The 25,714-nt window shown below is 40.0% G+C and carries 20 protein-coding genes and 1 pseudogene; 8 read left to right on the top strand and 13 right to left on the bottom strand.

Annotation, left to right across the window (positions count from 1 at the left end; translation table 11 throughout):
• Positions 1–22: 22 nt before the first annotated feature.
• The 5 genes from H6G06_RS13650 to H6G06_RS13630 all read right to left on the bottom strand — a co-directional run bounded on the left by H6G06_RS13650 (position 23) and on the right by H6G06_RS13630 (position 5,078).
• A complete protein-coding gene (locus tag H6G06_RS13650) occupies positions 23–931 on the bottom strand; it encodes a cytochrome c oxidase subunit II (protein WP_190560899.1) in 909 nt (302 codons plus the stop codon).
• Between the two features lie 24 nt (positions 932–955).
• Positions 956–1,561, bottom strand: coding sequence for a DUF2231 domain-containing protein (locus tag H6G06_RS13645; protein WP_190560897.1), 606 nt, complete (start codon positions 1,559–1,561; stop codon positions 956–958).
• The gene (locus H6G06_RS13640; RefSeq protein ID WP_190560973.1) at positions 1,558–2,052 is read right to left on the bottom strand and encodes a DUF2231 domain-containing protein; all 495 of its coding nucleotides are present in this window, start codon (positions 2,050–2,052) and stop codon (positions 1,558–1,560) included. Before H6G06_RS13640 ends, H6G06_RS13645 begins: the two co-directional genes overlap by 4 nt.
• Before the next feature lie 823 nt (positions 2,053–2,875).
• A complete protein-coding gene (locus H6G06_RS13635; RefSeq protein ID WP_190560895.1) occupies positions 2,876–3,763 on the bottom strand; it encodes a succinate--CoA ligase subunit alpha in 888 nt (295 codons plus the stop codon).
• Between the two features lie 97 nt (positions 3,764–3,860).
• Positions 3,861–5,078, bottom strand: coding sequence for a succinate--CoA ligase subunit beta (locus tag H6G06_RS13630; protein WP_190560893.1), 1,218 nt, complete (start codon positions 5,076–5,078; stop codon positions 3,861–3,863).
• A gap of 513 nt (positions 5,079–5,591) precedes the next feature.
• On the opposite strand from H6G06_RS13630, the gene H6G06_RS13625 reads away from it, so the two are divergent.
• Positions 5,592–7,613 (top strand): hypothetical protein, encoded by a 2,022-nt coding sequence (locus tag H6G06_RS13625; protein WP_190560891.1) that lies wholly within the window; start codon positions 5,592–5,594, stop codon positions 7,611–7,613.
• Positions 7,614–7,671: 58 nt separating this feature from the next.
• Here H6G06_RS13625 and H6G06_RS13620 read toward each other — a convergent pair whose 3' ends face one another.
• Together H6G06_RS13620 and H6G06_RS13615 are read right to left on the bottom strand one after the other, a co-directional pair.
• Entirely contained in the window at positions 7,672–8,568 is an 897-nt protein-coding gene (locus H6G06_RS13620; RefSeq protein ID WP_190560889.1) for a shikimate dehydrogenase, read from the bottom strand.
• A 317-nt stretch (positions 8,569–8,885) separates the two neighbouring features.
• Positions 8,886–11,348, bottom strand: a complete 2,463-nt coding sequence (locus tag H6G06_RS13615) for a CHAT domain-containing protein (RefSeq protein WP_190560887.1) — start codon at positions 11,346–11,348, stop codon at positions 8,886–8,888.
• A 139-nt stretch (positions 11,349–11,487) separates the two neighbouring features.
• On the opposite strand from H6G06_RS13615, the gene H6G06_RS13610 reads away from it, so the two are divergent.
• A complete protein-coding gene (locus H6G06_RS13610) occupies positions 11,488–12,402 on the top strand; it encodes an alpha/beta fold hydrolase (protein WP_190560885.1) in 915 nt (304 codons plus the stop codon).
• A 497-nt stretch (positions 12,403–12,899) separates the two neighbouring features.
• On the opposite strand, the gene H6G06_RS13605 is transcribed toward H6G06_RS13610, so the two are convergent.
• A complete protein-coding gene (locus H6G06_RS13605; RefSeq protein ID WP_190560883.1) occupies positions 12,900–13,859 on the bottom strand; it encodes an aldo/keto reductase in 960 nt (319 codons plus the stop codon).
• A 104-nt stretch (positions 13,860–13,963) separates the two neighbouring features.
• Between H6G06_RS13605 and H6G06_RS13600 the strand changes: the two genes are divergently transcribed.
• Entirely contained in the window at positions 13,964–14,563 is a 600-nt protein-coding gene (locus H6G06_RS13600; RefSeq protein ID WP_190560881.1) for a DUF1802 family protein, read from the top strand.
• A 38-nt stretch (positions 14,564–14,601) separates the two neighbouring features.
• Here the strand turns inward: H6G06_RS13600 and H6G06_RS13595 are convergent.
• A pseudogene (locus H6G06_RS13595) lies at positions 14,602–14,828 on the bottom strand (addiction module protein).
• A 406-nt stretch (positions 14,829–15,234) separates the two neighbouring features.
• Here H6G06_RS13595 and H6G06_RS13590 point away from each other — a divergent pair.
• The 3 genes from H6G06_RS13590 to H6G06_RS13580 all read left to right on the top strand — a co-directional run bounded on the left by H6G06_RS13590 (position 15,235) and on the right by H6G06_RS13580 (position 16,792).
• A complete protein-coding gene (locus H6G06_RS13590) occupies positions 15,235–15,702 on the top strand; it encodes a GNAT family N-acetyltransferase (RefSeq protein WP_190560879.1) in 468 nt (155 codons plus the stop codon).
• 81 nt (positions 15,703–15,783) lie between these two features.
• Positions 15,784–15,948: a hypothetical protein gene (locus tag H6G06_RS13585; RefSeq protein ID WP_190560877.1), complete on the top strand. Its 165-nt coding sequence runs from the start codon at positions 15,784–15,786 to the stop codon at positions 15,946–15,948.
• A gap of 58 nt (positions 15,949–16,006) precedes the next feature.
• Positions 16,007–16,792, top strand: a complete 786-nt coding sequence (locus H6G06_RS13580) for a hypothetical protein (protein ID WP_190560876.1) — start codon at positions 16,007–16,009, stop codon at positions 16,790–16,792.
• An 84-nt stretch (positions 16,793–16,876) separates the two neighbouring features.
• On the opposite strand, the gene H6G06_RS13575 is transcribed toward H6G06_RS13580, so the two are convergent.
• Positions 16,877–19,321 carry an ATP-dependent Clp protease ATP-binding subunit gene (locus H6G06_RS13575; protein WP_190560971.1) on the bottom strand — a complete coding sequence of 815 codons (2,445 nt, stop codon included), beginning with the start codon at positions 19,319–19,321 and terminating at the stop codon, positions 16,877–16,879.
• Positions 19,322–19,554: 233 nt separating this feature from the next.
• Between H6G06_RS13575 and H6G06_RS13570 the strand changes: the two genes are divergently transcribed.
• Entirely contained in the window at positions 19,555–19,851 is a 297-nt protein-coding gene (locus H6G06_RS13570) for a DUF3288 family protein (RefSeq protein WP_190560874.1), read from the top strand.
• Between the two features lie 47 nt (positions 19,852–19,898).
• On the opposite strand, the gene H6G06_RS13565 is transcribed toward H6G06_RS13570, so the two are convergent.
• Together H6G06_RS13565 and H6G06_RS13560 are read right to left on the bottom strand one after the other, a co-directional pair.
• A complete protein-coding gene (locus H6G06_RS13565; RefSeq protein WP_190560969.1) occupies positions 19,899–21,473 on the bottom strand; it encodes an MlaD family protein in 1,575 nt (524 codons plus the stop codon).
• A 155-nt stretch (positions 21,474–21,628) separates the two neighbouring features.
• On the bottom strand, positions 21,629–22,444 hold the full coding sequence (locus H6G06_RS13560) for an ABC transporter ATP-binding protein (RefSeq protein WP_190560872.1): 816 nt from the start codon (positions 22,442–22,444) through the stop codon (positions 21,629–21,631).
• A 43-nt stretch (positions 22,445–22,487) separates the two neighbouring features.
• On the opposite strand from H6G06_RS13560, the gene H6G06_RS13555 reads away from it, so the two are divergent.
• On the top strand, positions 22,488–23,987 hold the full coding sequence (locus tag H6G06_RS13555) for a phytoene desaturase family protein (protein ID WP_190560870.1): 1,500 nt from the start codon (positions 22,488–22,490) through the stop codon (positions 23,985–23,987).
• 523 nt (positions 23,988–24,510) lie between these two features.
• Here the strand turns inward: H6G06_RS13555 and H6G06_RS13550 are convergent.
• Entirely contained in the window at positions 24,511–25,680 is a 1,170-nt protein-coding gene (locus tag H6G06_RS13550) for a tetratricopeptide repeat protein (protein WP_190560868.1), read from the bottom strand.
• Between the last annotated feature and the right edge of the window lie 34 nt (positions 25,681–25,714).

The raw sequence follows: 25,714 nt of genomic DNA, 5'->3' as shown, positions 1-25,714 counted from the left end.
GATCGCTCCTTTGGAGTATTGCCTACGGCACTGCGTTCTGTGCGATTGCCGTTTGATTAGGTGCGACAGTGTACCAGCCACTCTTGAACAATGTTTTTGGCGGTTGGGTATACTCAGCTACTGCCTGATTTTTGATGGTTGTTGGTTCTTGTTCCGCTGTGGTCAGCCACTGGTTATATTGCTCAAGGGATTCAACCTGTACATTGGCATCCATCAAAGCAAAGTAAGTACCACTAAATAGAGCATCTTTTAGCTTGTATTTCCCTGTGCGAGTGGGTGTAACTACGAGGTCAATATCCCGTCCAGGGACAATATACTGCTGTAAACGGAATTCAGGGACATAAAAACTGTGGAGTACATCCTTAGCGTGCATATTGAGGCGAGTACGAAGATTTACAGGCAGGTGTAATTCATTGCTGGTAACATTATTTGGATAACGGAAAGACCAGTCCCACTGCTTTACGAAGACCTCAATAGTCTCAGCAGCTGGTTTAGGTTTCTCACCAGTCGCTATGGCGTAGGCTGGTTGTGATTCTAGGGGTGTATGTAAATGTACGATTTGCCTCAGACCTAGAACATCTAATTGCTGATAAATATTGAAGCCTTGGAATGCAATCCACAAAACTAGCAAAGTTGGAATCGCCGTCCATAAAATTTCTAGCTTGAGATCGCCTCTAGATGGGTGTCCTTCGCTGTAGTCATATTTGGGTGCGCGAAAGAAAAGTATCGAGTACACCATCATGGCTACAAGCCCAAGGATAATAAATGCTCCGATTGAAACTAAGAAGCTAAACAAATCATCTACTTTTTGTGCTTCTGCTGTAGCTTCAAGAGGCATCCAAGCATAAGCTTGCTGCCCAATCCAATGGCTGACAACGAGCAGCACTGCAATCAAACCAGCTATTAGTAAATATTCCCAAAATCTAACCATAAACTCAGAATGCTTCTCGTTTAATTATTTGAGCAGCAAATTTGGGTTTGTACCTTCTTGAAGTAACTTAGCCGCTGTAACGTGAATACCAAACTCCTCTCCCAATTGCGCTCCTAAAGTTCCGTGGACATACAAAATACCGAGCGTCAGAATGCCTACTAACAAATAACTCCACTGCACTTGTCTGGAAGCATCCTTGCGCCAGTGGTAGCGTTGTAAACATCTCCACACAGTCATGGCAACGATGACCCCCAGCAACAAAACGCCACCCAAACCATGCAAAAGCATTGTCCAAGAGGCACTCAACCCCCAATCACTCTTGTAATTAACTTGTGGATTTGCCAGCAGTAGCTCGAAAAAACCAAATGCGACAGTGAAAAATGTCACAACAGCCGCCCCCAAAAGGTTGTACCAGCCAACATCGAAGAAACCAGAACGGATGGCGGGAAGACCCAAAAATTTGAAGATTGGTCGTTCTCTGGAGAAAATAGCTCCTGCTATGTCAAATAAAATACCGATAATAAACAAACCCAATGTCAAATGAACGAATTGCGGGTGCATGGGAATTTCGTAGGGTAGTGCGTTAGCACCTAACCTCAATCCTAAAGAGTCAATTAGCTGCGAGTTCATGGAGAAGCTCCCTGCTTCATCGCTTCAACGACAGGCTTGACGTGCAACCCGTATACCCAAAATAATTTGCTGCCAAGATATACCTGCAAGAACACCAGACAAATCAAAAACGTAGCAATACCAAGATATGTAGGAGGAACTTTGAGGGGGTTGCGATTGCGAATTACAAACCGCCAAGCTGTCACAGCGGCAATAATCGCCCCAAGTGACCAACCCATAACGGTGTGAAAATTAAGTGTAGGCTGGACTGCTGGATACACTTGTGCCAGACCTGCTTCAAACTGTCCAAAGATTATGGCGACAAAAATAGCGATCGCCGCGACAAATATATTCCAGAAACCGACCTCAAACAAACGTGGATTGCGGCTGAAATAACCCACCAAATCACAAATGAATGAAAAACACACCATCGCAATTACAAAATGGACAACAATCGGGTGTATGGGGTCAGGGTAAGGGAGATTTTGGCTATTAAGAGGCAGAGCGAACATCGCTTTTTTCTGGCGATCGCCAGACGCTGCAATATAAGTTAATTTTGAGCAAAACAAAATTCCTTATGACGTTTAACTTTTAAATTTGCTTTCCCCAAAAGTCTTCTTAATTACTCTTAGCTAAAATAGAAAACCAAGAATACTATCGTAGGACTGATTTAGAACATAAGTAATTTAAAATAATTTATTTATTTTGATTCGGTGCATTCTTTAAATATGTTTTTTTATCAAAAAAATCCAAATTTTTGGTCAAGCCTACTTTTTATTTGGCAACAACTGTTCTCACTTTCTTATTTTAATGATTTCATATAATTTAATTAATTATAAAAATTTGATTGGATGAAACTTATATCTGGCGATAGAAGTGTTTGTTCATCCAATAGTTAGAGGCAATCTCCACCTCAAACTTGTAAAGTAATGCCAGAATACGAGTAGCACTTCTCAAAAAAAAATTAAACAATAGATATTATATAGTTAAGTAATTTTGACACTAAGGAAAACCAACAGGTTCTGCAATGCCTCTAATGTGGGCGTACGCAGAGTATAGCAAGCTGCTAAAGTCAAATCATGATAGTCAGGTATTTGATTTTATTCCCTTGGTAATTCGTAATTGGTAATTGGTAATTCGTAATTATTGATTTTCTGCCCAGTCCCCAAAATAATGAAGTAAGAGTGTTTACTTCAACCCCAAAACCTGATATAGTTGATTTTGATAAGGAAGAACTATCTATTAAAAATCAAACCAGTTTAAATAGTGCGTTATCAAAAATCCTTGTAGAGACGGTTGATGAAACGTCTCTACATTCCTCTTGCCTCTTGCCTTTCACCTATTCCCCATCACCTTCTTCAACAATTGGGGAATTTGAGCAGGATATTCAGCCACAGGAACTTGTGCTGCTTGGAAAGCCGCTGATTTATTTTGTGTTGTCCCAAAATTATGATCACGTCTAACAACGGTTGCTAAATTTCCTGACTGATGCCAAGATTTGGTTGTTGGTGCGTGTCTACCTGCAATATAAGCAATGACAGGTTTATCAATAGCTTCAGCTATGTATCGTGCAGCAGCTTCTTCACTCTCTCCCCCTGGTTGGCCGACTAAAACGATCGCTTCTGTAGTTTCATCCTCATCGAGAATTTGTAACCACTGAGAGAAAGATGAACCGACAATAGCATCACTACCAATGCTGACACTAATCGATTGACCCAAACCCGCTCTGGTTAATTCCCAGGCTACCTCATAAGTAAGAGTGCTACTGCGGCTAACAATTCCCACTGAACCAGGAGTATAAAATTCACTAGGTTGAGTGCCTAAGAGAATTTTACCAGGAACAATAATTCCCGGACTGTTGGGTCCTACCAGCAAGATTTCATGAGTCTCTGTTTTGCGGAGTAATTCCACCATATCCAAAGGTGGCACACCAGCAGAAATAATAATTATCTGTCGAATATGAGAGGCGATCGCTTCTAAAGCCGCATCTAGCACCTTGTAAGGGTGTACACAAATAATCGTCGTATCAATTTGCCCAAATTTTGATATTGCTTCCTCTACTAAGTCAAACACTGGCAGATCGTAGATTTGCTGTCCACCACATCCAGGATCAACACCAGCTACTAAATTAGTTCCATAAGCTTTCATTTGAGCAATATGAGTTGCTGATATAAATTCACAGAACCCTTGAATTAAAACTTTACTGTCTGGCGTTAAGTTCATACAATTTAGCAATTAGTCATTAGTAATTAGTCATTAGTAATTAGTCAATTTTTATGATCCCTCTGCCTTGGAGCCTCCTGCTTCCTGACTTTTTACACTACCTTTTATAAGCAGGTAACTTAGATAGACGGACTGCTTGCGTGACGGCCTCATCTAAATTTTCTACTATGATCAGCGTCTCACCTTCGGGTTTGAGTGTAGCTAAATATTTCCTGGCATCCTGAAAATCAGAACCAGCAAGACGGAGAACCAACCTGGGTAAATGTTTGGGCTGATTTTTACTGCCATTAGACAGATGGGATTTGAGTTCTTTTGGGTCTAGTTGGATAAAATTAGCAATGACTTCTGGCACTTCGGAAACTTGAGGAATAGAACCCAAAAAGTTAATCAGAATCACTTGAATGCTTTTGTCAGCAGCTAAGATTTTTAGACCTGTTTCCAGGCGATCGCAAAATGTAGTAGGTCCGGTATCAGTCAAAAAAGAATGTCGTAAATTTAAAGACACACCAGGTTTACCACCTGCATTAACGACTGCATCCAAGGTTGTCAACACCGAACCAGTACCATTGCCTAATATACCGATTTTGCCGTGCATTTCTAACCCATCCCAATCACCCAAGGTGCTGTTAATCTTACTGCTTCTATGACGGCCAAGCATTTTTGCCGCCATTTGGGCTATTTCTGGATGACGGTTAATTGCCCGTTCGTTGACTCTGACTTTACCATTGAGTGCCATAACTTGCCCAGAAACACTGACAGCTAGAGGATTTATCTCTACTAAATCTAGGTCTTTCTGCACAAATAACTGATACATTTTTTCTACAATATCGCTGATCGACTGTATTAGCGCACCCTGTAAGCCCATTTTCAATCCCAGTCTTCTGGCATAAAATGGCGAAAATTCTTGTTCTACAACCACATATTGCATTTTCTCCCCTGGAGATTCCCAATCAATATCTGGTTCTTTACAACCTAAAAGCACTGGACGACACAGGGCCGTATCTAAAACTACAGCCAGATAAAATTCATCTTTGGCATCATACTTAGTTTCTGCCAGTAAAACCTCTGGCAATTCCCCCCAAATTGGTAAATTAAAGATATTTTGAGCAGCTGCGATCGCATCGATGGTGGTTTCTACAATCCTGACTCCACCAGCTTTAGCCCGTTCATCTGCGTGTACTTGCGATTTTAGTACAATCGGATAGCGAATTTTTAAGCGTTTTAAATCTGTAGGATGGTCAATTCGTTGAGATGGTAAGACAGGAATTCCCATCTTGTTAAACCATTCCTTAACTTGGTACTCCAATAAATCCATTGACACACACCTTGTATTAACAATTCCAAAGCTGATTTTTAGTGCTATATAATCGTTGATACAGCACTTTGTTTACATAATCACGCTTTGGTTGGACAGAAAATTGATTTAGCACGAATCAATTTTATCGAATTCGGCAACAGTGGCAAATTCATTTCTAGAACCTCAACCGCTGCTATCTCGTTGATTAGACCTTTTGCTCCTCCTTGGTAAACTTCCCAGTCTCAAAAATTACTGGCATCTTCTTGTATATTTTTCCTTAAATAATTTATACTCGCATTTGGATTGTCTAATTTATTGTCTAATAGTATAAAAAAGCAAAAGACGAAACCATCGCTGCTCCCTTACTTTATTGTGACAGATAGAACTTTGTGTTAAAAAGTTGTTCTCTGGGACAGGAAACAGCAGTTAGTAAAACTATGTATCCTTATGTAACAAAGGCCATTACTCTATTTCATCTGCTCCAAGATAATAAAAACTATAAAACTATATAGAACATTAGCAGTAGCCATTATGAAAGTAACATTCCAAAAAGAAGATATCCAGATTCTAACCAGTATTTTACAGGAACAAATACTGCTGGAACTTCCATCTGTCCCGGTTCTCCAGGTTAAATGCGCCGTTCAAAATAGCGAACTGATGATTTTAACTCAACATCCTCCAGGTGTAGCAGTTGATACAGAAAAAATATTTGCTATCCTTGAGGAATCGCTACAGTGGCAATCTCAATACCATGATGAAAAGGTGCAATTTTACGTCAGGGTTTCCGGAGAAAAACTACCCTACGCTAAACACTCGATAATTATCAAGGCTAAGGGGATACAAGCAGATCATGAAATTCCATCGCCAGAAGCAAGTAATGACTTAGATCAAGGTGCTGGTAAAAATCAGCTAATTTTTCCACCACTGCAAATCCCCGGACTCTCGTCTCCGGAGGAGGACGATAATATTTCGGATAATCCATTTAGTTTACTAACAGATGATCATATCTCGGATACTTCATTTAGTTCTCTAAAAGATGATCATATCTCGGATAATCCATTTAGTTTACTAACAGATGATCATATCTCGGATACTTCATTTAGTTCAGATAGTTCATCATTTGCCTCAAATAACTCATTTAGCTCGGATACCCTACTAGGATCAGATACATCATTTAACTCGGATACTACTACATATAGCTCAGATAAGTCATTTCTTAATGAGGGTGAGAATGAGTTAGCCGAAGAAGAAAAGTTTGACCCCTTTGCGGGTGGACAAAATTTATCAAAGAGCAAAAAGCTATCACTGCCATCTTTACCCATCCTCTTAGCTGGAGTCTTGGGGGTGACAGTGATTTTTGGAGGCGGTGCATTCTTTCTTAACCGTGCTTGTGTAATTGGCGAGTGTAAAGAATTACAAGTAGCCGAGCAATTCAAAAGCGAGACTCCGCAATTAATCCGTAAAGCTAAATCACCACAAGAACTAATAGCAGTTCAACAACAACTAGATAAAATTATTGCTGATCTCAACGTTATTCCTCAATGGTCTCCTCGTTACCAACCAGCCCAGGAACTGACTTTAAGTTTTTCTGACCAATCAACAAAAATTAACCAGGTAGTAAAAGCTTTACAAGCAGCATCGGCAGCAGAGCAAAAAACACAAACTCCCGCAACCAGCTTGGATGAACTACGCAGTAGACAAGCTTTATGGCGACAAGCAATTACACCACTAGAGTCTATCAAACCTGGTCATGAACTCTATGGGCTGGTGCGGGCAAATTTACCTAAGTATCAAAGCAATTTACAAGCGATAAATAAGCAGTTGCTTAGTGAAGAATCATGGCAGAAAAAACTAGCCACAGCCAAAACTGTAGCTGATTCTGCCAGCAAACGCCAAGCCACTGCTAAATCTGCTAATGACTGGCAAAGGGTACGGTTTACGTGGCAAGAGGTTGTCAATGATTTGAAAAGCATCCCCTCAACCAGCACAGCACACGAGGAAGCTAAAAACCTGTTAGTGGAATATGAACCGAAACTCACATTGGCACGCAACATAGCTACAAGAGAAATTGCAGCGGCTAATTACTATCAGCAAGCTGTCAATTTTGCTAATCAAGCTAAAGTCTATGAGCAAAAAAATCAATGGCAGGCAGCAGTAGCATCTTGGGATCAAGCTGTAAAGACAGCTAAACAGATTTCTCAAGATAGTTCCAACTACAATCAAGCACAGTCACTCATCCAACCCTATTCGACTGCTTTTGCACAGGCACAACAAAAACAGCAACTCTATGGTAATTTGACACAAACTCGCGCTGATCTGGGAAGTACCTGTGTCAATAAGATGCGTTTTTGCACTTTTAGCATCGAAACTAAGGGAATTGTTGTCCGTTTAACCCCGGAGTATGACCAAGCATTACAAAGTGCTAACCCTGATATCCAAAGTCATTTACAAACTTTGCAACAAGCTTTAGGAGTAATTAGTGATAATGCTAACCTACCCGTATTTCTCTATAATTCCCAAGGACAAGAAAGGTATATGAAAATACCACAATAGGGAGGCAGGGGGCAGAAGTTATTTAATTTTGACTTTTGACCTGATTTTTCCCCAATCCCTATATACCCAGGTGATTTTGCAATGCTTGGCGCATTTGGGCTACAGGTACTTTTTCCTCTTGCAACCAGATTTTCAATGCTGCTGCACCTTGCTGAACTAGCATTTCTAAACCATCAATGGGAATTGCACCTTGTTCTTCTGCCTGGTGTAAAAATTTCGTAGGTTTGGGGATGTAGATTAAATCATAAGCGATAGCACCTGAAGGTAATTTAACCATCTCCTCTCCACTTAAAGGTGATTGATCTACGTGGGGATACATCCCGATAGGAGTGGTATTTACTAACAAATTAGCTTGGGGAATTAGGTTTGGTAATTCTTCCCAAGCATGGACTTGAAATTTATCTGCAAAGGGTGAATTTTCCCAACTTTGACGAAAATCCTTTAATTTATATATATTGCGTCCTACGACATGAATTTCTGCTAAACCTAGCTGAATACAACCAGCAACAACCGCCCTGGCCGCACCACCATTACCTAAAATTACCGCCTTTTTTTGACTCCAATCTTGCTGATAAGTGGTTTGCAGAGGGGCAATAAAGCCTTCTACATCTGTGTTTGTTCCCACCCACCCGTCACCTTGACGAGTCACGGTATTGACTGCACCTATAGCTTGAGCAATAGGGGAAATTTCTGTTAATAAAGGTAATATGGCCTGTTTATGGGGAATTGTCACACTAAAACCAACAATACCAATAGCTGCAAAACCTGCGATCGCTGTCTCTAAATTTTCCGGTGCAATAGGAAAAGGCAAATAAACATAATCTAAGCCCAATTTACTCAATGCTGCATTGTGCATCACTGGTGATAGAGAATGTTCTACAGGATAGCCAATAACTCCTAGAAGTTTAGATTTTCCAGTGATTTGCTGACAATAATTATGATCTTGGTTATTCATAATGAAAGTGATTTCAAATAAAAGGTACTGAAATTATACTTACTTTTGGCGACTCGCTAATAAAATAGCCCAGATGTATCTAACAACTAGGCTAAATTTAAAACTTTATCGAACAGAATTCAGGAGTCAGAATTCAGAATGAATTTTGTAGCTTGCTTCCCGCAGGGTGTTCTGACTTCTGAATTCTTCTTCAACCTACTAAATCAACCCAAACAATTACTCAATTCTCCTAGCCATCACCAATGCTAATATAGCCAGTCAATCTTTATTTTGTCCTAGATTGATTATCAAACATTCTGACTCGTGAATTTTTCCATTTACAAAGCCTCACCAACTAGGGTAAACGCTGCCCAATTTTGGGGTGCTGGATGTTTTTTCATTGTGTTTAACATTGCTTGACGCAGTGCTTGAGCTTTATCGGGTTGGGTTTGTAGAATTTGATAAAATTCTGTCATTAATATAGATGTAGGTGCATCCGGTACTGCCCATAAAGAGACAACTATGCTAGGAACTCCAGCAGCAAAGAAAGAACGTGATAAACCTATTACTCCATCACCTGTAATAACTCCTCTCCCGGTATCACAGGCACTTAAAACTACTAATTCTGCATTGAGTTTCATTTCTACCAGTTCTTGTGCTGTCAAGAAACCATCATCTTTTGCTGAAGGTGCAAAAGCGATCGCACTTCCTAATCCTTCATAATGATCTAATAATCCATGTGTAGCAAAATGAATGATTCGCGCATTTGGCATTTGTTGAACAATTGCTTGTTTTGTGGCATTATTGCCAATAATCGCTTGAGTATTTAACAACTTAGCGATAGCTTGTGCTTCTAACTCTGCATTTGGTAAATCTGAAAGTGGTTGGGGTTTTTCACCTAACTTACCAGAATAATCAGGCATTTTGGGATTACCAACTACTAAAGCACCCTTACCTGATACTTTTTGTCTTTGCTGATGTACTAAATCTAAGACTCTAATAGCAGGTGATGTCAAAATAGTATGTTTTTCAATCAGGTACTTACCTTGTGCATCTTGTAACGCCACAAACGGCACAAGAAACAAAGAACCATCAGGAATAAAAATAACTCTGTCATTCGGGTTAGTTGGTAAATGTTCAGCAATAGGGCTAATTAGCAGTTGATGTAATTCTTTTAAACTTGTTTCTGTTGCTTTCTTACTTGTACCCACTCTAATAATTGCATTGCGGCTATTTTTTACCAGAGTTTCTAGAGAATTATTAATTGATTTTAAGTCAACTTGACGAAAAGCGATTTCACCAGTGGGTTTAATTACCCAAATCAATAATTGTAAATCATCTTGTGCTTTAGGATTGGGAATATCAATTCCATACTCAAGCACTCCATTTTGAATAGGTTTTTTCAGAATTGAATATTGTACCAAAGTTGCTTTTTGTTTTTGAGCAATCTGTTTCATTTGCTCAATATTGATAATATCATTTTTGACAGCAATATCTCGTTTACCTGATAAAGCTAGATTAATAGCTAACAATTGACTAAAAGCTCTTGCTCTACCTCTTTCAGATATTTCTAAAGCCGCATTATTTTTATTTTGGGCAATTAGTGATCTTTGTAATTCTTGATAGCTATTTTTTTCGGTTTCCTGTAACATTGGTGTAAACTGATCTACAAAACTAGAGACATTACCTAAAATACTAGAACCATTTTCGGGAATATCATCTGGAGTTAATTTATATTGTGATTCTGCTTGCTGAACCGATTGAATTAGGAGTTTTTCGGCTTCTTGATGCCTTCCTAAACGATTATAAATTCTCCCTACATCGGCCAAACTAGAACCTAAATATAGGTCTAAATTATCGTTTTTAGTTAATTTTACAGCTTGCTCATAAAATTCTAAAGCCTGAGCATAATTATTCTGCAATTCATATAAATCACCAAGACTTTTGAAACCCAATAATCTTACATAACTATCATTTTTACCTATCTCTAAAACTTCTTTATACAATGATAAAGCTGGAGCATAATCTCCACTAATTTGATAGAATCTGCCAATTTCCCGTAATGTTAAACCTTGGGTTTGTCTATCTATCAATCCACCTTTTACAATAGATATAGCTTCTTCGTAAATCTTTAAAGCCTGATTTTTTTGATTTTGATATTGATAGATAAGACCCATCAATTTTAAAGTATCTAATCGCAGTCTTAATATTCGATTTTTTTTATCTTTTTTACCTTGAGTGATAGCTAAACTTTGCTCTAAATATTTTAAAGCTTGCAATTCTTGTCTATTGCGTGCATATAATCTAGCGATTTGGTTTAATGTTTCTGCTTCAACTTGTGGATCATTATTCTTCCTATTGACAATTAAAGCTTGTTCATAAAATTCTAGTGCTTTATTAAAATGGAGTTTATTTGCATAACCTAATGCAATTATAGACAGCAATTGTCTTTCTTGAACAGAATTACCTGATTTTCTAGCTGCTTCTAAACCTTGAAAATAATTTTCCAAAGTGCGCTCATTTTTCACACCAGTGAATATATTTAATATATCTTGGTTTTCAGTAACTCCACCTTTTTTACCTGCATCACAAAAATCTTTAAAATATCTAGAAACTTCTGGAGGTAACATTTCCAAAGCTTGAGCATTCATTTCACAAATTTCTGGTGTAATTTTAAAGGAATTTTCTTCTTCTTGTTCGTCTAATTTGTTATTTTTGATCAGGTTATAGTTGCTTCCTTGAGCCATAATTGGCAAGGGTAATAAGTTAAAAAATACCAGCAAAGTGGTATTGAAAATCATTGATATTCTATAACTAAACTGCATACACAAATTCCTTTTCAAGGATGAGATAGTTAGATAAGAAATAAAACCAGCTACTCAATTGGTAATTTCACTGCTAATCTAAGATTATTAACAATACTTAACATTTCTTCCTATTATGCAGACAACTATAGCACCCTCTACAACTCCAATTCCCGGACAATACTGGCAATGGCGTGGACACAACGTTTACTATGTCCAAGCAGGAGAGAAACAACCCCAGCGTCCCCCTTTGCTGTTAGTACATGGTTTTGGTGCTTCCACAGACCACTGGAGAAAAAATATTACCGGACTTTGTGCAGATTTTCAAGTATTCGCCATTGACCTTTTGGGATTTGGACGTTCAGCAAAACCGAAATTGCAGTACAGTGGGGAATTATGGCGCGACCAACTGCGAGATTTTATTAGTGAAGTCATTGGTGAAAAAACAGTATTAGCAGGTAACTCCCTTGGTGGTTATGCTTGCTTATGTGTTGCGTCTCAATGTCCTGATAGTGTCGCTGGAGTAGTATTACTTAATAGTGCTGGTCCCTTTTCTGAACCGGAAGCGATACAAACTCAAATTCAACCTCCGAAAAATCCTTTACAGCAACTAATAGGTAAAACTGTCAAATGGACTTTTAAACGGCGTTTATCTCAGGCTTTATTATTTCAATATGTGCGCCAACGTTGGGTAATTCGTCGTACTTTAGAAAAGGTTTATTTGGACAAAACGGCAATTACTGATCAATTAGTTGAAGAAATTCAACGTCCGGCTTATGATCAAGGTGCTTTAGATGTATTTGTCTCTGTTTTTAGCACTCCCCAAGGGGAGAAAGTTGATGTTTTACTCAAACAATTAACTTGTCCTTTATTGTTATTATGGGGTGAAGCAGATCCTTGGATGAAAGCGCGGGAACGTTCCCAGAAATTCCATCAATATTATCCCCAACTAACAGAATATTTTCTCACTGCTGGTCATTGTCCCCATGATGAAGTACCTGAGCAAGTAAACCCTATTTTCCGTGATTGGGTTTTATCTATTATTCAATAAACATCTAAAAACCTGGTCAGGGTTGACCAGGTTCTAGCGAATTCAGAGGGTTCAAATTGTTAAGGTTAAGTAAGTGTTTGAAAGTCAATAACTAGGGTTGACAGTAAAACTACAAGTTTAGCACTTTTCTGTTTTTCCGCTTCGGGATTTGGCGCGACTATAAACAACAGTCGGAATGCCACTTTAAATGGTATATGCTAAATCTTGCTTGGGCTTCTGACGGGGGACACTTATGTCATTGCCCTTTTGGTTGGTTAGTTCTTCTTTTGTGTCCTGATGAACTTATGAATATAATCTAGCAAACCCTAATTCAAATGCGATCGCTTGTTTACTAAACTTGATGTTTTGTTTCAATTAGCAACATTGGGGAAAGGTGACTCTTGACAGGTGACAGTAGAGATGGGGTGATGAGAAGGTGGGGAGAATAGCTTTCTACCTGTTCCCTGTTCCCTGTTCCCTGTTCCCTGTTCCCTGTTCCCTGTTCCCTTATTTCCCAATTACCATTCCCACATAATTCCTGTATTGTCGAAATGGTTGGTAACAATGCGGCCAATATTGTCTATTTGGGCGATTTCTTCAGTAGAAAGATTGATTGCTGCGGCTTTGGCGTTATCTTGTGCTTGTTGGGGATATCTTGCACCGGCGATCGCATTTGTTTGAGGTTGGGCAATTAACCACGCCAATGCTAACTGCGCTAAACTACAATGATGATTTTCAGCTATGGGTCTAAGTTTGTCTAATGCTTGTTGAGCGCGTTCAAAGTTTTCACCTTGAAATAACCTATTTTTAGCTCTGTTATCGGCTGGGTCAAATTTATGACCAGGAGCGAATTTACCAGTTAACAATCCTTGTGCTAAAGGTGAATAAGCCAAAATCGAAATGTTATTTTCCACACAGTATGGCATGGCATCTGTCTCTACATTCCGCCAAAATAAAGAATAAGGTGGTTGTAAACTATCAATACGTCCATATTGGGAGGCTTCTGCTATTTGTTCACGGGAAAAATTAGAAACTCCAATGGCACGAATTTTACCTTGTTCTTTGAGATGATTTAAGGCGTTCATGGTTTCTTCTATAGGGACGATTTCACTGTTGAAAGCACCAGATGGCCAATGAATTTGGTATAGGTCGATGTAGTCAGTTTTGAGATTTTGCAGGGAACGCTCACAAGCTTCAATCACTTGTTGATATTTGAGATGATTAGAAAAAACTTTTGTGGCATATTCCACGCGATCGCGCACATCAGACAAAGCTTGGGCTACAATCTGTTCAGAATGTCCATCACCATAAACTTCAGCAGTATCTATGGTTGTAATTCCGGCTTCGTAACCAGCGCGAATGGTTTTAATTGAGTCATCATCCTCAATTCCCACCCACATTTTTTTCCCTGCTTGCCAAGTTCCCATGAGAATGGGTGAGATTTGTACGGTTGATGTACCCAGTTTGCGTTTTTCCATAGTTTTCCTCTAATTTCTGACAACAGCTAAAGTGATGAGAACACAATTAGACTTTTAACCTATTACCTGTAACCTGTCATCTATCACCTGTCACCTAATAAAAGATGCTCATGGAACTGACTACCACTTTTCATGCTCTCAAAGAATGGGCTGTAGCCGTAAATGCGCTGGAAAACGGCCAAACGATTATGTTACTTCGTAAAGGCGGTATCCATGAACAGGGGGGACGTTTCAGCGTTGCTCATGAACAGGTTCTGCTCTACCCTACTTACGAACATCAACAATCTTTTTTGCTCAAGGCTGAGTATGCTGATCTTGTCTATCCAGTCACATCAGGATGGCATCCAGAAACAATTCGCATCGGTAGTTGGGCAGAAATTACGGATATTTTACCCGTTGCAGATGAGTCTATTGTCAGTGAATTACTTCCTTTTCATATTTGGAACGAGTATTTTATTAGCGATCGCCTAAAATGGAAAGCGCGTCAACCTTTATACATTCTTTTGTTACGGACTTATAAACTCCCCCAGGTGCAGTATATTCCTTATTTACCTGAATACGGTGGTTGTAAATCTTGGATTGATTTAGATCAACAGGTGCAGTTAGAAGGTTCTGAACCTGTTTTATCTGATGCTGTCTATAGTCAGATGGTTGAGAATATTCGCGGAATTATTGGCGATCGGTTGTATGCGGTATCTTTGTAAGTAGGTGTTGGGGGTATTTGGGGATGGGAGGTTATAGTTTATTGGGCAAATTCTAAGCGTTGTTTAACCTCTTCCCAACTAGAACCACTTGTAGGATTTTTTTTTAATTATCTAAACGTCGATCTAATTCTTGTTGTTGTGCTTGACTCAAGGGAATTTCCTCTTGGTGTTCTAAGATGCTATCCCATAAATCTTCAACCAGTTGGATGCGTTCAGCAATGCTGAGTTCGGAAATATAAAATTTCAAGAGGGGATGGAGACTCATAAGTAGAGAGTGTCGAGCGATAATTAGATCAATTGAGATCACTGAACCTGTAACCCAAGATTCAGGGTTATGCCTTTTTCGTCATGCTTTTGAAGAAGAACCAGAATGGGCTTGTCCTCTTCGAGATTCTTGTGCAGCTTATGAGCGAGTCGGTAGTGACTCACGAGCAGTTCTAGCGAGATTAACTGCGGGAAAAGACTGATGACACTAACTCTTCATCTTTCACCAGAGTTATGGCGGTGCGATCGCCTATATTGTAGGTTGGGTTAAGGAACGCAACCCAACATTATCCCTGTTGTTGAGATTTATTTGTTGAGTTTCATTTTATTCAACCTACAGCTAACCAGCTTTTGTAGCATATTGTAGTACCATTGGTGTGGCTTACATTCTATTGTTACTATTGACGATGATTCGACGGACCACACCCGACGACACAAACGCGCTAATCGCCGTAGCTGAAACTATTGGCTTTCAGGCTCAAGAACTTGATTATCTGAAAAAAATGCTGTCCGATTACTTTAAAGACGGCGAAACCGAAAGCTTTTGGCTTACCTACGAAGAAAATGAGCCTGTTGGAGTAGCTTACTGCGAACCGGAACGGATGACTCATCAAACGTGGAATTTGCTATTAATTGCCATCCGAGAAGACCTCCAGGGACAAGGACGGGGCGGGAAATTACTGCACTATGTTGAACAAACATTGATAGCACGTGGTGGACGGATGCTAGTGGTGGAAACTTCAGGACTACCGGAATTTGAGCGCACAAGGGCATTTTACGGGAAGTATGGCTTCCAGGAAGAAGCACGTATTCGTGATTTCTACGCGGCGGGTGATGATAAAATTGTGTTCCGCAAACTGTTAAATGCAGACTAGACAACGGTCTGGGGCAATGGGCGGCGGTGAGACTAATACAGAGCTTGTAAAATTTAAACAGCAAAAAATTCCGCCATTCTTATGAATGAAAAACTCCAAACCGAAAAAGACAAGCTACAGGCAATTGATAGTATAAAAATAAATCAAGAAACCGAAACCGAAAAAGTTCTCTGTTCTCATTGTCAGCGCACTGCTACAAACGGTATTAAATGTAAAGGTATTTGTGTGGCTGATAATGACTATTAAGGTATGAATTACATTTGCTCAGGCGCTTTTTGTAAACCTAAATAGTGACTTAAAATCCATGAAAAACTTTTCACAAATTTGGAACTGCCCAGATATTTTGGAATTCCGATGTCCACAGGAATGGGATTCTCTAAATCAAACTGAGGATAGGGACGTTCGCTATTGCAAAGTTTGCAGCCAAAACGTCTATATGTGTTCAACTCCTCAAGAGTTTACGAAAAACGCCAAATCTGGAAAATGTGTCGCAATTCCTAATGAGCTTGCTCATAGACCAGAAGATCCAAAATTAGTTTTAGGAAGACCTTCACAAGAGACTTGTACAGAAATAGAGCAGCAGAAAAGACTTATTTCTGAATTCATAGCTTGGTGGAAAGTGAGCCTGACTTCTGAACCATCATTTTTTCCAACTTTTGTTCGGAAATGTTATGACGAATCATATTTAAATTATCAGAAACAACAATTTGCACTGGATCTTTTGGAGTTTGAACAATTTGATAGATTTAGTGAAATCGCCAAATCTCTAAATAAGGATAAACGTTTTTTAAATACGATCATAGAACAACTCATCAGTATAGGAAGATTTGATATAGCGATGGATGTTGTAGCTGCATTTAAAATCAGTAGTTATAGAGTAGCTGCTCTCAATTATCTTGCTTTGGAATCAGCAAGATTAGGACAGATTGAAAGAGCAATTGATATTTTTGAGTTGAATTTGCAGACTGCTCGAAGTCTTGTCAATTCTAAAAAATACGAAGCGGCAATTTTGCAATGTGCAGCATCAATAGGTATCACTTTACCAATGCAGTCTAACATTGCCTTGGATCAGTCAGATGAAAGTTCTTAAGTTCTGTTTGTTTGAAAAAAAGCAAAAGGGTAAAGGTTTACCCCTTACCCTATTAACCGAGTAGTTTTGAGATGCTATTCAACATTAACCAGCGTTAGCTAACATGAATTCGCGGGTTTCGGTTTTTCTGACTATTACCTGCCCATCATCATCGACATCAACAATGGCTGTATCACCTTCCAGAATATGACTAGATAAGATAGCCTCAGCTAGAGAATCTTCTAACAAGCGCATAATGGCTCTGCGTAAGGGTCTAGCACCATAACTGGGGTCGTAACCTTCACGGACAACGAGGTCTTTAAAGCTTTCTGTGACTTGGAGTTTAATTCCTCTGTCTTTTAAGCGGTTGGCTACATCACGCAACATGATTTCGGCGATTTGCTTGACTTCCTCTTTGTTCAACTGAGTGAAGACGATAATTTCATCAACACGGTTGAGGAACTCAGGACGGAAGTAATTTTTCAGTTCTTCATTTACCAAGCTGCGGATACGCTGATAACTGGCATCGGCTTGATTATCAAATTCAAAGCCTAAACTCATGCCACCTTTTTCAATTACCTTAGAACCAATGTTAGATGTCAAGATAATCAAGGTGTTCTTGAAGTCCACTTTCCGGCCTTTTGCGTCGGTGAGGTGTCCATCATCCAAGATTTGCAGCAGCATATTGAATACATCGGGATGCGCCTTTTCGATTTCGTCGAAAAGTAACACTGTGTAGGGTTTGCGCCGCACTGCTTCCGTGAGTTGTCCCCCTTCGTTGTAGCCTACATAACCTGGAGGTGAACCGATGAGCTTGGAAACGTTATGGCTTTCCATGTATTCGGACATATCCAAGCGAATCATGGAATCTTCAGATCCAAAGAAGTAAGCCGCTAATGCTTTGGCTAGTTCGGTTTTCCCTACCCCTGTTGGCCCAGAGAAGATAAAGCTGGCGATGGGGCGGTTAGGACTTTTTAACCCGACACGGGCGCGACGGATGGAACGAGAAACGGCTGCAACGGCTTGTTCCTGTCCGATGAGGCGTTTGTGGAGGGTGTCTTCTAGGTGTAGTAGTAACTCTGACTCGGATTCGGTTAGTTTGTTAACAGGTACACCTGTCCAAGAACCGACAATCTCGGCGATGTCTTCTTCGTCAACAATGGCTTTAACCGTTTTCAGGTTATCTTCTAAGTCGAGTTTGGCTTGCAGTTCCAGTTCTTCTTGATAAAGTTTACTGGCTTTACCAAAATCTTGAAGTCTAATGGCTTCAGCTTTGTCTTTGCTGATGTTTTTGAGTTGCAGTTTGATTTCTTTGTTATTGACGATGCGGGAGTGACGTAAACGCACACGAGAACCAGCTTCATCAATTAAGTCTATGGCTTTATCTGGGAGGAAGCGATCGCTAATATATCTATCCGATAACTGTGCTGCTGCTATCACTGCGGCATCAGAAATGGTGACTTTATGGTGCTGTTCATAAGCACCGCGCAAACCGTAGAGAATATCAATGGTTTCTTCTACAGATGGTTCTCCTACCAAAATTGGTTGGAAACGACGCTCTAAAGCTGCATCGCGTTCAATATGTTGACGGTATTCATCCAAGGTGGTTGCGCCAATACATTGGAGTTCACCTCTGGCTAAAGCTGGTTTGAGGATGTTAGCTGCATCTAAGCCGCCTTCTGTACCACCTGCACCGACTAAGGTGTGAATTTCGTCAATCACGAGGATGATATTGCCTTCTGAGCGAACTTCATCCATGACTTTTTTCAGGCGTTCCTCAAAGTCGCCACGGAACCGAGTTCCAGCAACAAGTGAACCCATATCGAGACTGATTACTTGCTTGTTGAGCAGAACTTCCGGTACATCTTGATTGATAATGCGTTGCGCTAAACCTTCAGCGATCGCTGTTTTACCAACTCCTGGTTCCCCGATCAAAACAGGGTTATTCTTGGTGCGGCGACCGAGAATTTGCACCGTGCGCTCAATTTCTTTCTGACGACCAACTACAGGGTCAAGCTTGCCTTCTTGGGCTAGTTTAGTAAGATTTCTGCCAAACTCTTCTATAGTGAGGTTTTGGTTACGTCTGGTATTAGTACCACCCGCAAAAACTGTTACATCTTCACCCAGGCGACTCATGACAGCAGCGCGGACAGTCTGCAAGTCAACTCCCAGATTTTGCAAGACTTTGGCAGCTACTCCTTCGCCAGCCTCAGTTAACCCTAACAATAAATGTTCAGTGTTTATGTAGTTGTGTCCAAGACTATGAGCCTCTCTAAAAGACTGCTCAAACAGATTTTTTACTTTGGGTGTAAAAGGAATTTCCGGTGGGACAAAACCAGAACCCCGACCAATAATTTTTTCTACTTCCCGACGCGCATCTTTAAGGGTAACGCCCAACTCGGCTAGCACTTTAGCAGCAACCCCTGTTCCTTCTCCCATCAAACCCAGGAGAATTTGTTCTGTTCCTACAAAGTTGTGTCCCAGTCGGCGTGCTTCCTCCTGAGCTAACATAATTACCCTAATGGCTTCGGACGTGAAGTGTTCAAACATAGCGGGTTCTTGCTCCCTTGCTGCTTGGACTTTGGGTGATATAAAGTTCACCCTCATCTAAAGTTTCTTGTATTTTCTTAAAGACAATGTATCTTTATTTAAAATTGGATGACAGTGGTGAGAGCCGTATTAGCTCAGGTGTAGTTGCCGTCATTAGCCAATTATGCCTAAATTAGCAAACTATTAGGACCTTTAATCTTGATCAATCCGAAATCCTATCATTGGTAATAATTATGACAGAATATTCAGCAAGTAAAGACCAACAGCATCCCCTTTACAATCGTGATCGTCCCCTTATTAATAGTTTACTCGCTCAGGAGCCAACAGATTACAATTTGGCCGAATTAGCTAGGCTGAAAATTCGCTATCAAGGCTTTCCAGGCGCACGGGACATTCAAAACGACTTAGATAAAGTTTTGCAACGTTGGGGTTTAACCGAAGAAGAACTTTTGATCAAAACCCGCCAACTCCATGACGTTGGAGGCATTTATAAAAGTCGGGGCAAAAAAGAAGAACAGGATTGGAATTAGGCAAAAGACACAAGTCAGGAGTCAGTTGTTGTTCTCTCCCTGCTCCCCTACTCCCCTGCTCCCCTGCTCCCCTGCTCCCCTGCATCTTCCTGGGGGGATGGTGTAGGAGGTACTAAAGCTGGCACTAAATCTGGTTCAATGATTACAAATTCTTTTGGGTTTGGGGTAGGTGTTGTAACTTTGGTTTGTTCTACATCAGCTTTCAGGGTTGGGGTAGGTGTTATAACTTTGGGTTCATCAACAATGGCTTTTACTTCGGGAACGGGTGTTACAACTTTTTGAGATTTTTCTACAATTGCTTTTACTTGTGGGGTAGGAGTGACGACTGTTGATGGAGTTACAAAAGCTTGAGCTTTCCGGGGTGGAGTGGGTGTTATAACTTTTGGCTGATTGACAGATGCTTTGAGTGAGTCTAAGGTGACAGCCACTTTTGTTTGCTGCTGCATATCTTGTGTAGAAGACACCAATTTACTCAGACCATTTACCAATTGCAGAAGATTTTGGCGGAATTTGGGATCGCCTGTCAATTCATCTAAATCAGATGTAATTTTTTGTGTATTTTCAAATGTCACCCTAGCTGCATCTAAGGTTTGTTGAAGTAGAACGATATTTTTAGGATCATTTAAAGTTTTAGAAGCATCCTTTAAATTAGTTGAAGCTTCAGCAGCGTTAGCAGAGAGAAGTTCTAAATTTTTCAATAATTCTCCTTCAGTTAAGCGATTAACCGCAGGTGATAAACTGCTGACTGTTTGACGCAGTTGGTTACTTGTCTGAGTAATATTATTTAAAGTACCGACTAAAGCAGAACGATTTGTGGTTAATAACTCATCTAGATTATTTAACAACCGACTTGCTTGTTTTGCAGTTGTACTAAAATCGCTGGCTGTTTCACCTAATTGATTTGCGGTTTTCGTCGTTGTAGTGGTAAGTTCATTTGTTGCTCGTTGTATTGTGACAGCAGTATTAGAAAAAGTCCCTAATTGTCCTTGAAAACTTTTGCTGACAGTTTGCATTTCTCGACTCAGTTTAGCGACACTTGTAGCCGCATCGGCAGAGGTTACTAAAAGTCGATTCACGTTTTGATAAAATTCCTCATTACTATATTGAGCAGCAAAATTAGATGATTGGCGAATTAATTCATCAACGCTGATACCAATCTGACCTTGTAACTTACGAGATTCGTTACAAATAATCAGACTGGGATTACAATCTTTGTCTAAAGGTTTAGCAATATCAGCCCCAGTCGGTAGGGGGTTTTTTGGGGTGATATCAATAATACTTTCGCTGATCAATCCACTTTGATTGGCTTCTATCTTAGAATCAGCAGGAATGAGCAAATTAGGATCATTGATTTCAATTTCCACATCAACGGCATTTACTCCCGGTTTAATATTGGAAATACTACCCACTTTCACACCACGATAACGAACAGGTGCGCCCTTTTGCATTCCCCCAGCGTTAGCAAATTCCACTAAAGCTTTATAAGAACTGCGTCCGGGAGTGATTCTATTTAACCACAGAAGAATTACCCCAAATGCTCCTAAACCCAGTAAGATTAACAATCCCACCGAGCCTTCTCTAAAAGTTCGTGTAGACGTGAAGCCGCTGATTAGACCTCGCATTTTTTCGCGCTCCATAACAATAGTCCTAAATAGTCCTGATTTGTGATCCCAATTTGCAAAATGAATGCGACAAATGTAAGCATGAAAAGCTGATGCAGTAATTATTTCACAATCCAAAATCTAAAATATAAAACCTAAAAAAATCCCAACTAGTATCAACCAACTACTTGAATCGGACCATGTATACTCCCACTCATAAATTGTCTGATCAAACGGTTGTCAGTATGATCTATTTCACTAACTTTACCTTGCCATTGCACTTTACCTTGATAAAGAAATATCAATCTGTCAGCTGTACGGCGAATGGTACTCTCTTGGTGGGTAACAATGCAGTATGTACTACAGACTCCTTGTGTACATTGCAAACTGCGAATTAAATCCTCAATTACCGTTGAGGCGATAGGATCAAGTCCGGCTGTGGGTTCATCGTACAATAAAACTTCTGGACTGTCTTGGGGATTTTCAGGATTAGACATAATCGCACGGGCAAAACTTACCCGTTTTCGCATCCCTCCCGACAGTTCTGAGGGGTAAAGATGACCTATCCCTGGTAAACCTACCATTTCTAATTTTTCGTTAACAAGTTTGCTAATACGCGATCGCTCTAATTTTGAATTCTGATACAATGAAAAACCAACGTTTTCATCCACATTCAAGGAGTCAAATAAGGCCGCTTGCTGAAATACCATCCCAATACCCACAGAATCAGCACCATCCTCAATTAACCCATCTCGCTTTTTCCCTTGGATATAAATTTCTCCTTCATCAGGCTGTAATAACCCAGCTATAATTCTTAAAATCGTTGATTTACCAGTTCCCGATGGTCCAATAATCCCTATGGCTTCCCCTTTGAAAATTTGCAAATCAACATCATCTAAAACCTTATTTTTACCAAAAGATTTAGAAATACCTCTCAGTTGAATTAAAGGTTCTATTTTTGGTTCTATTATCGGTAATTGGTCATGAGTCATGGGTGAAATAAAATAAACAACTGACAACTGACAACTGACAAATATGCAAGATATTGATGTTTTAGTGATTGGTAGCGGTATTGGTGGCTTATCTGCGGCGGCGTTACTTGCGCGTTATGGAAAACGGGTAATTGTCTGTGAAAGTCACACTATTCCCGGAGGTGCAGCCCACAGTTTTAAAAGACGCGGATTTGAGTTTGATTCGGGTCCCTCCTTTTATTGTGGTCTTACAGCATCTCAGAGTTTAAATCCCCTCAAACAAATTCTCGATGTTCTTGGTGAATCTCTCCAAGTTATACCTTACGATCCTTTAGGACATTATCACTTTCCTGAAGGCACTTTTGCAGTTTATAGCAATGCTGAACGCTACCGTGAGGAGTTGGAGAAAATTACCCCTGCTGGTGCTAGGGAATTTCAACAGTTTGAACAGCGTCTGCTCGGACTTTATGACGCAATGAAAGGTATTCCTACCTTAGCACTGAGGGCTGATTGGCAAGTTATACCCCTATTGTTACAGCGTTATTTGCCATCTTTGGGAAAAATGTTGTTAAATTTGCCAATTGTGCAAACTTCTGTTGGTAGTGTGATGGATGCTACTATCAAAGACCCTTGGGTAAGGCGACTAATTGACCTAGAATGCTTTCTTTTATCTGGTTTAAAGGCTGAAGGCACAATTGCCCCAGAAGTAGCTTTTATGCTCGGTGAACGCTCCCGCGCTGGGGTTGAGTATCCGATGGGGGGTAGTAAAGCAATTGTTGATGCTTTAGTACGGGGTTTGCAACGTTGGGGCGGTGAGTTGCGTTTGGGTTGTCATGTTGAGCAAATTTTGGTGGAAGGGGGAAAAGCGGTTGGCGTGAAGTTACGAAGCGGTGAAACTTTGAAAGCACCAATAGTTATTTCTAATGCGACTCTTTGGGATACTTATAATTATTTACTACGTCCTGAAGATTTACCTGCAAGTTATCGCCAAGCTGCTTTAGATACACCAGCGGTTGCAAGTTTTATGCACTTACACTTAGGTATCAAGGCGGAAGGGTTGGAGAATTTAACAGGACATCATGTGGTGGTTCATGATGCAAATCAAGATATTACTGTTCCTGGAAATACTTGCATGATTTCTATTCCTAGTGTGTGGGATGCGTCTTTAGCACCGGAAGGACATCATGTGGTTCATGCTTACACTTTAGAACCTTTTGCGGGATGGGAACGTAATGATGGTTATGAAAATCAAAAACAGGAAAAGGCGCAAAGTTTATACCGGGCTTTAGAGCGAGTTATCCCGGATATTCGGGAGCGTGTGGTGTTGGAGTTGGTTGGTACTCCTTTAACTCATGCTCATTATTTGCGACGCTATCGAGGTACTTATGGGCCTGCTATTGCTGCGGGTAAGGGGATGGTTCCAGGTATGTATACGCCGATAAAGGGTTTGTATCGGGTGGGTGATAGCACTTTACCAGGTATTGGTGTTCCTGCTGTTGCTGCTTCGGGTATTTTGTGTGCGAATACTTTGGTTGATGTGGGGCGGGTTTTGGAGGTTTTGTAGGTTTTTTTAACGAACCGCTCCAGACGCAGAGGACACGGAGGAATGAACCACGAAGAAGCGAAGGAAGCTAAGGGAAGAGGTTTAAAAGAGATTTTGGGTGGGTGATGATGGGTTATTTTTCTCACGCAAAGGCGCAAAGAGAGAGAAACGCAAAATTAACAAGTTTGTTTCAAGGAAATAAAGGAAAGGAATGAAATACACGATTATTATTCAATGGTCACAAGAAGATGAATGTTTTGTTGTTAGTCTTCCCGAATCGCAAGTTTTAGGTAAGTCTTTGAAGGTGGCTTAATTTATATGTAGGTTGGGTTGAAGACATGAAACCCAACAAATATTGATTTTTTATTTCACGCAGAGACGCAGAGGCGCAGAGAGTAATTAAGAGTGTGGTGTAATGATGTGAAAACTGCTGTAATGTAGGTTGAGGTGAAGCAATGAAACCCAAAATTGATTATTTTTCGTTGGGTTGCGACTGCCTAAACTAACCTATATTTTTTATTACTAAACCGTTGACATAAATAAATTATTGGCTCAACTTTCTGATTTCCTCCATAGCATCTTGATAGTCTTTTTCCTGACCTTCTCTTTTGTATATATCTGCTGCTTTTTGGAAATCACGAATTGCACGCCGCTTCGCTCTTAAATCAGAACAAGCAACACCTCTTTTCCAGTAAGCATCTGCATATTGAGGATCAATTTTGATTGCCTGAGTGTAATCCTCAATCGCACCCTGTTTATCTCCTAATTCATAACGATCAAAACCTCGGTTGTTGTAAGCATCTGCATATTGAGGATCAATTTTGATAGCCTGAGTGTAATCCTCAATTGCACCATCCTTATCTCCTAAATCAGAACGGCTAACTCCTCGACCGTTGTAAGCATTAGCAAAGTTAGGATCAATCCTAATAGCTTGGTTAAAATCCTTAATTGCACCATCCTTATCTCCTAAATAATACATGGTACGTCCCCTTTGATTGTAAGCATCTACATTATTTGGTTGCAGTTGCAATACTTGAGAATAATAACTAACAGCACCTCGATAATCTTCTTTCTTTACACACTCATCTCCTAGACGCATATATTCATCAACTTCAGAAGATGCCAAACTTTCTAAATAGCAGCGTAAACCCCCAGAATAAAGTAACTCATCTATCCCTACCAAGGCTTTACCATCAGCAGATGTAATTATATCGGTTGGTAAAAATCCTGCCAAAATCAGATTGTATTTAGTCTCAGCCTCGCTCACTTCTTCTTGAATTAAAATACAAACTAGAACCGCATTTTTTTCAATCTCTTCTTGGCTAATTATCCATTTAATTTCATCAAATTTACCATTACGGGCTTTTACCTGAATACCCACTTCTGGGTCAGACGTTAGGGTAAAATCAACTTTTCCATCACCACCAACGCGCTTTTCATAGTCCACTTCTGTGACAAAATTACCTAACCGAGTTTTGACAACTTCTTCACCCAGTTTTCCCTTCATTTTGTTGATAAAGTAATTTTTGGGGTCGTGTGGTTTATACTTTTTCACCATCTCCCAGCAAAAATCCCGTAATTGCTTTAACCTCTCTCCAGATATGACAGTTAGTTCACTATGCTGGCCTTGTTTGTCACAATGCAGGAAGTCACTAGATTTCAGTCTTTGAATAAAATCAGTCTGTTGGGCTTTGAGTGGTGTTGTCCAGTCCATATTGGTATAAGTTTGCTCGGATGTGAGAAGGAAT

The sequence above is a fragment of the Anabaena sphaerica FACHB-251 genome (genome assembly GCF_014696825.1).
Lineage (GTDB): Bacteria > Cyanobacteriota > Cyanobacteriia > Cyanobacteriales > Nostocaceae > RDYJ01.
The sequence above is the reverse complement of the archived record's forward strand: the minus strand, read 5'-3'. Positions and strand labels throughout refer to the sequence as shown.

Coding starts and splice junctions, on each gene's coding strand:
- H6G06_RS13550 (WP_190560868.1), bottom strand. CDS start 25,680: ATGGACTGGACAACACCACTCAAAGCCCAACAGACTGATTTTATTCAA.
- H6G06_RS13565 (WP_190560969.1), bottom strand. CDS start 21,473: ATGCGAGGTCTAATCAGCGGCTTCACGTCTACACGAACTTTTAGAGAA.
- H6G06_RS13555 (WP_190560870.1), top strand. CDS start 22,488: ATGCAAGATATTGATGTTTTAGTGATTGGTAGCGGTATTGGTGGCTTA.
- H6G06_RS13590 (WP_190560879.1), top strand. CDS start 15,235: ATGATTCGACGGACCACACCCGACGACACAAACGCGCTAATCGCCGTA.
- H6G06_RS13615 (WP_190560887.1), bottom strand. CDS start 11,348: ATGATTTTCAATACCACTTTGCTGGTATTTTTTAACTTATTACCCTTG.
- H6G06_RS13610 (WP_190560885.1), top strand. CDS start 11,488: ATGCAGACAACTATAGCACCCTCTACAACTCCAATTCCCGGACAATAC.
- H6G06_RS13600 (WP_190560881.1), top strand. CDS start 13,964: ATGCTCATGGAACTGACTACCACTTTTCATGCTCTCAAAGAATGGGCT.
- H6G06_RS13605 (WP_190560883.1), bottom strand. CDS start 13,859: ATGGAAAAACGCAAACTGGGTACATCAACCGTACAAATCTCACCCATT.
- H6G06_RS13625 (WP_190560891.1), top strand. CDS start 5,592: ATGAAAGTAACATTCCAAAAAGAAGATATCCAGATTCTAACCAGTATT.
- H6G06_RS13570 (WP_190560874.1), top strand. CDS start 19,555: ATGACAGAATATTCAGCAAGTAAAGACCAACAGCATCCCCTTTACAAT.
- H6G06_RS13640 (WP_190560973.1), bottom strand. CDS start 2,052: ATGTTCGCTCTGCCTCTTAATAGCCAAAATCTCCCTTACCCTGACCCC.
- H6G06_RS13620 (WP_190560889.1), bottom strand. CDS start 8,568: ATGAATAACCAAGATCATAATTATTGTCAGCAAATCACTGGAAAATCT.
- H6G06_RS13645 (WP_190560897.1), bottom strand. CDS start 1,561: ATGAACTCGCAGCTAATTGACTCTTTAGGATTGAGGTTAGGTGCTAAC.
- H6G06_RS13635 (WP_190560895.1), bottom strand. CDS start 3,763: ATGAACTTAACGCCAGACAGTAAAGTTTTAATTCAAGGGTTCTGTGAA.
- H6G06_RS13650 (WP_190560899.1), bottom strand. CDS start 931: ATGGTTAGATTTTGGGAATATTTACTAATAGCTGGTTTGATTGCAGTG.
- H6G06_RS13580 (WP_190560876.1), top strand. CDS start 16,007: ATGAAAAACTTTTCACAAATTTGGAACTGCCCAGATATTTTGGAATTC.
- H6G06_RS13630 (WP_190560893.1), bottom strand. CDS start 5,078: ATGGATTTATTGGAGTACCAAGTTAAGGAATGGTTTAACAAGATGGGA.
- H6G06_RS13585 (WP_190560877.1), top strand. CDS start 15,784: ATGAATGAAAAACTCCAAACCGAAAAAGACAAGCTACAGGCAATTGAT.
- H6G06_RS13560 (WP_190560872.1), bottom strand. CDS start 22,444: ATGACTCATGACCAATTACCGATAATAGAACCAAAAATAGAACCTTTA.
- H6G06_RS13575 (WP_190560971.1), bottom strand. CDS start 19,321: ATGTTTGAACACTTCACGTCCGAAGCCATTAGGGTAATTATGTTAGCT.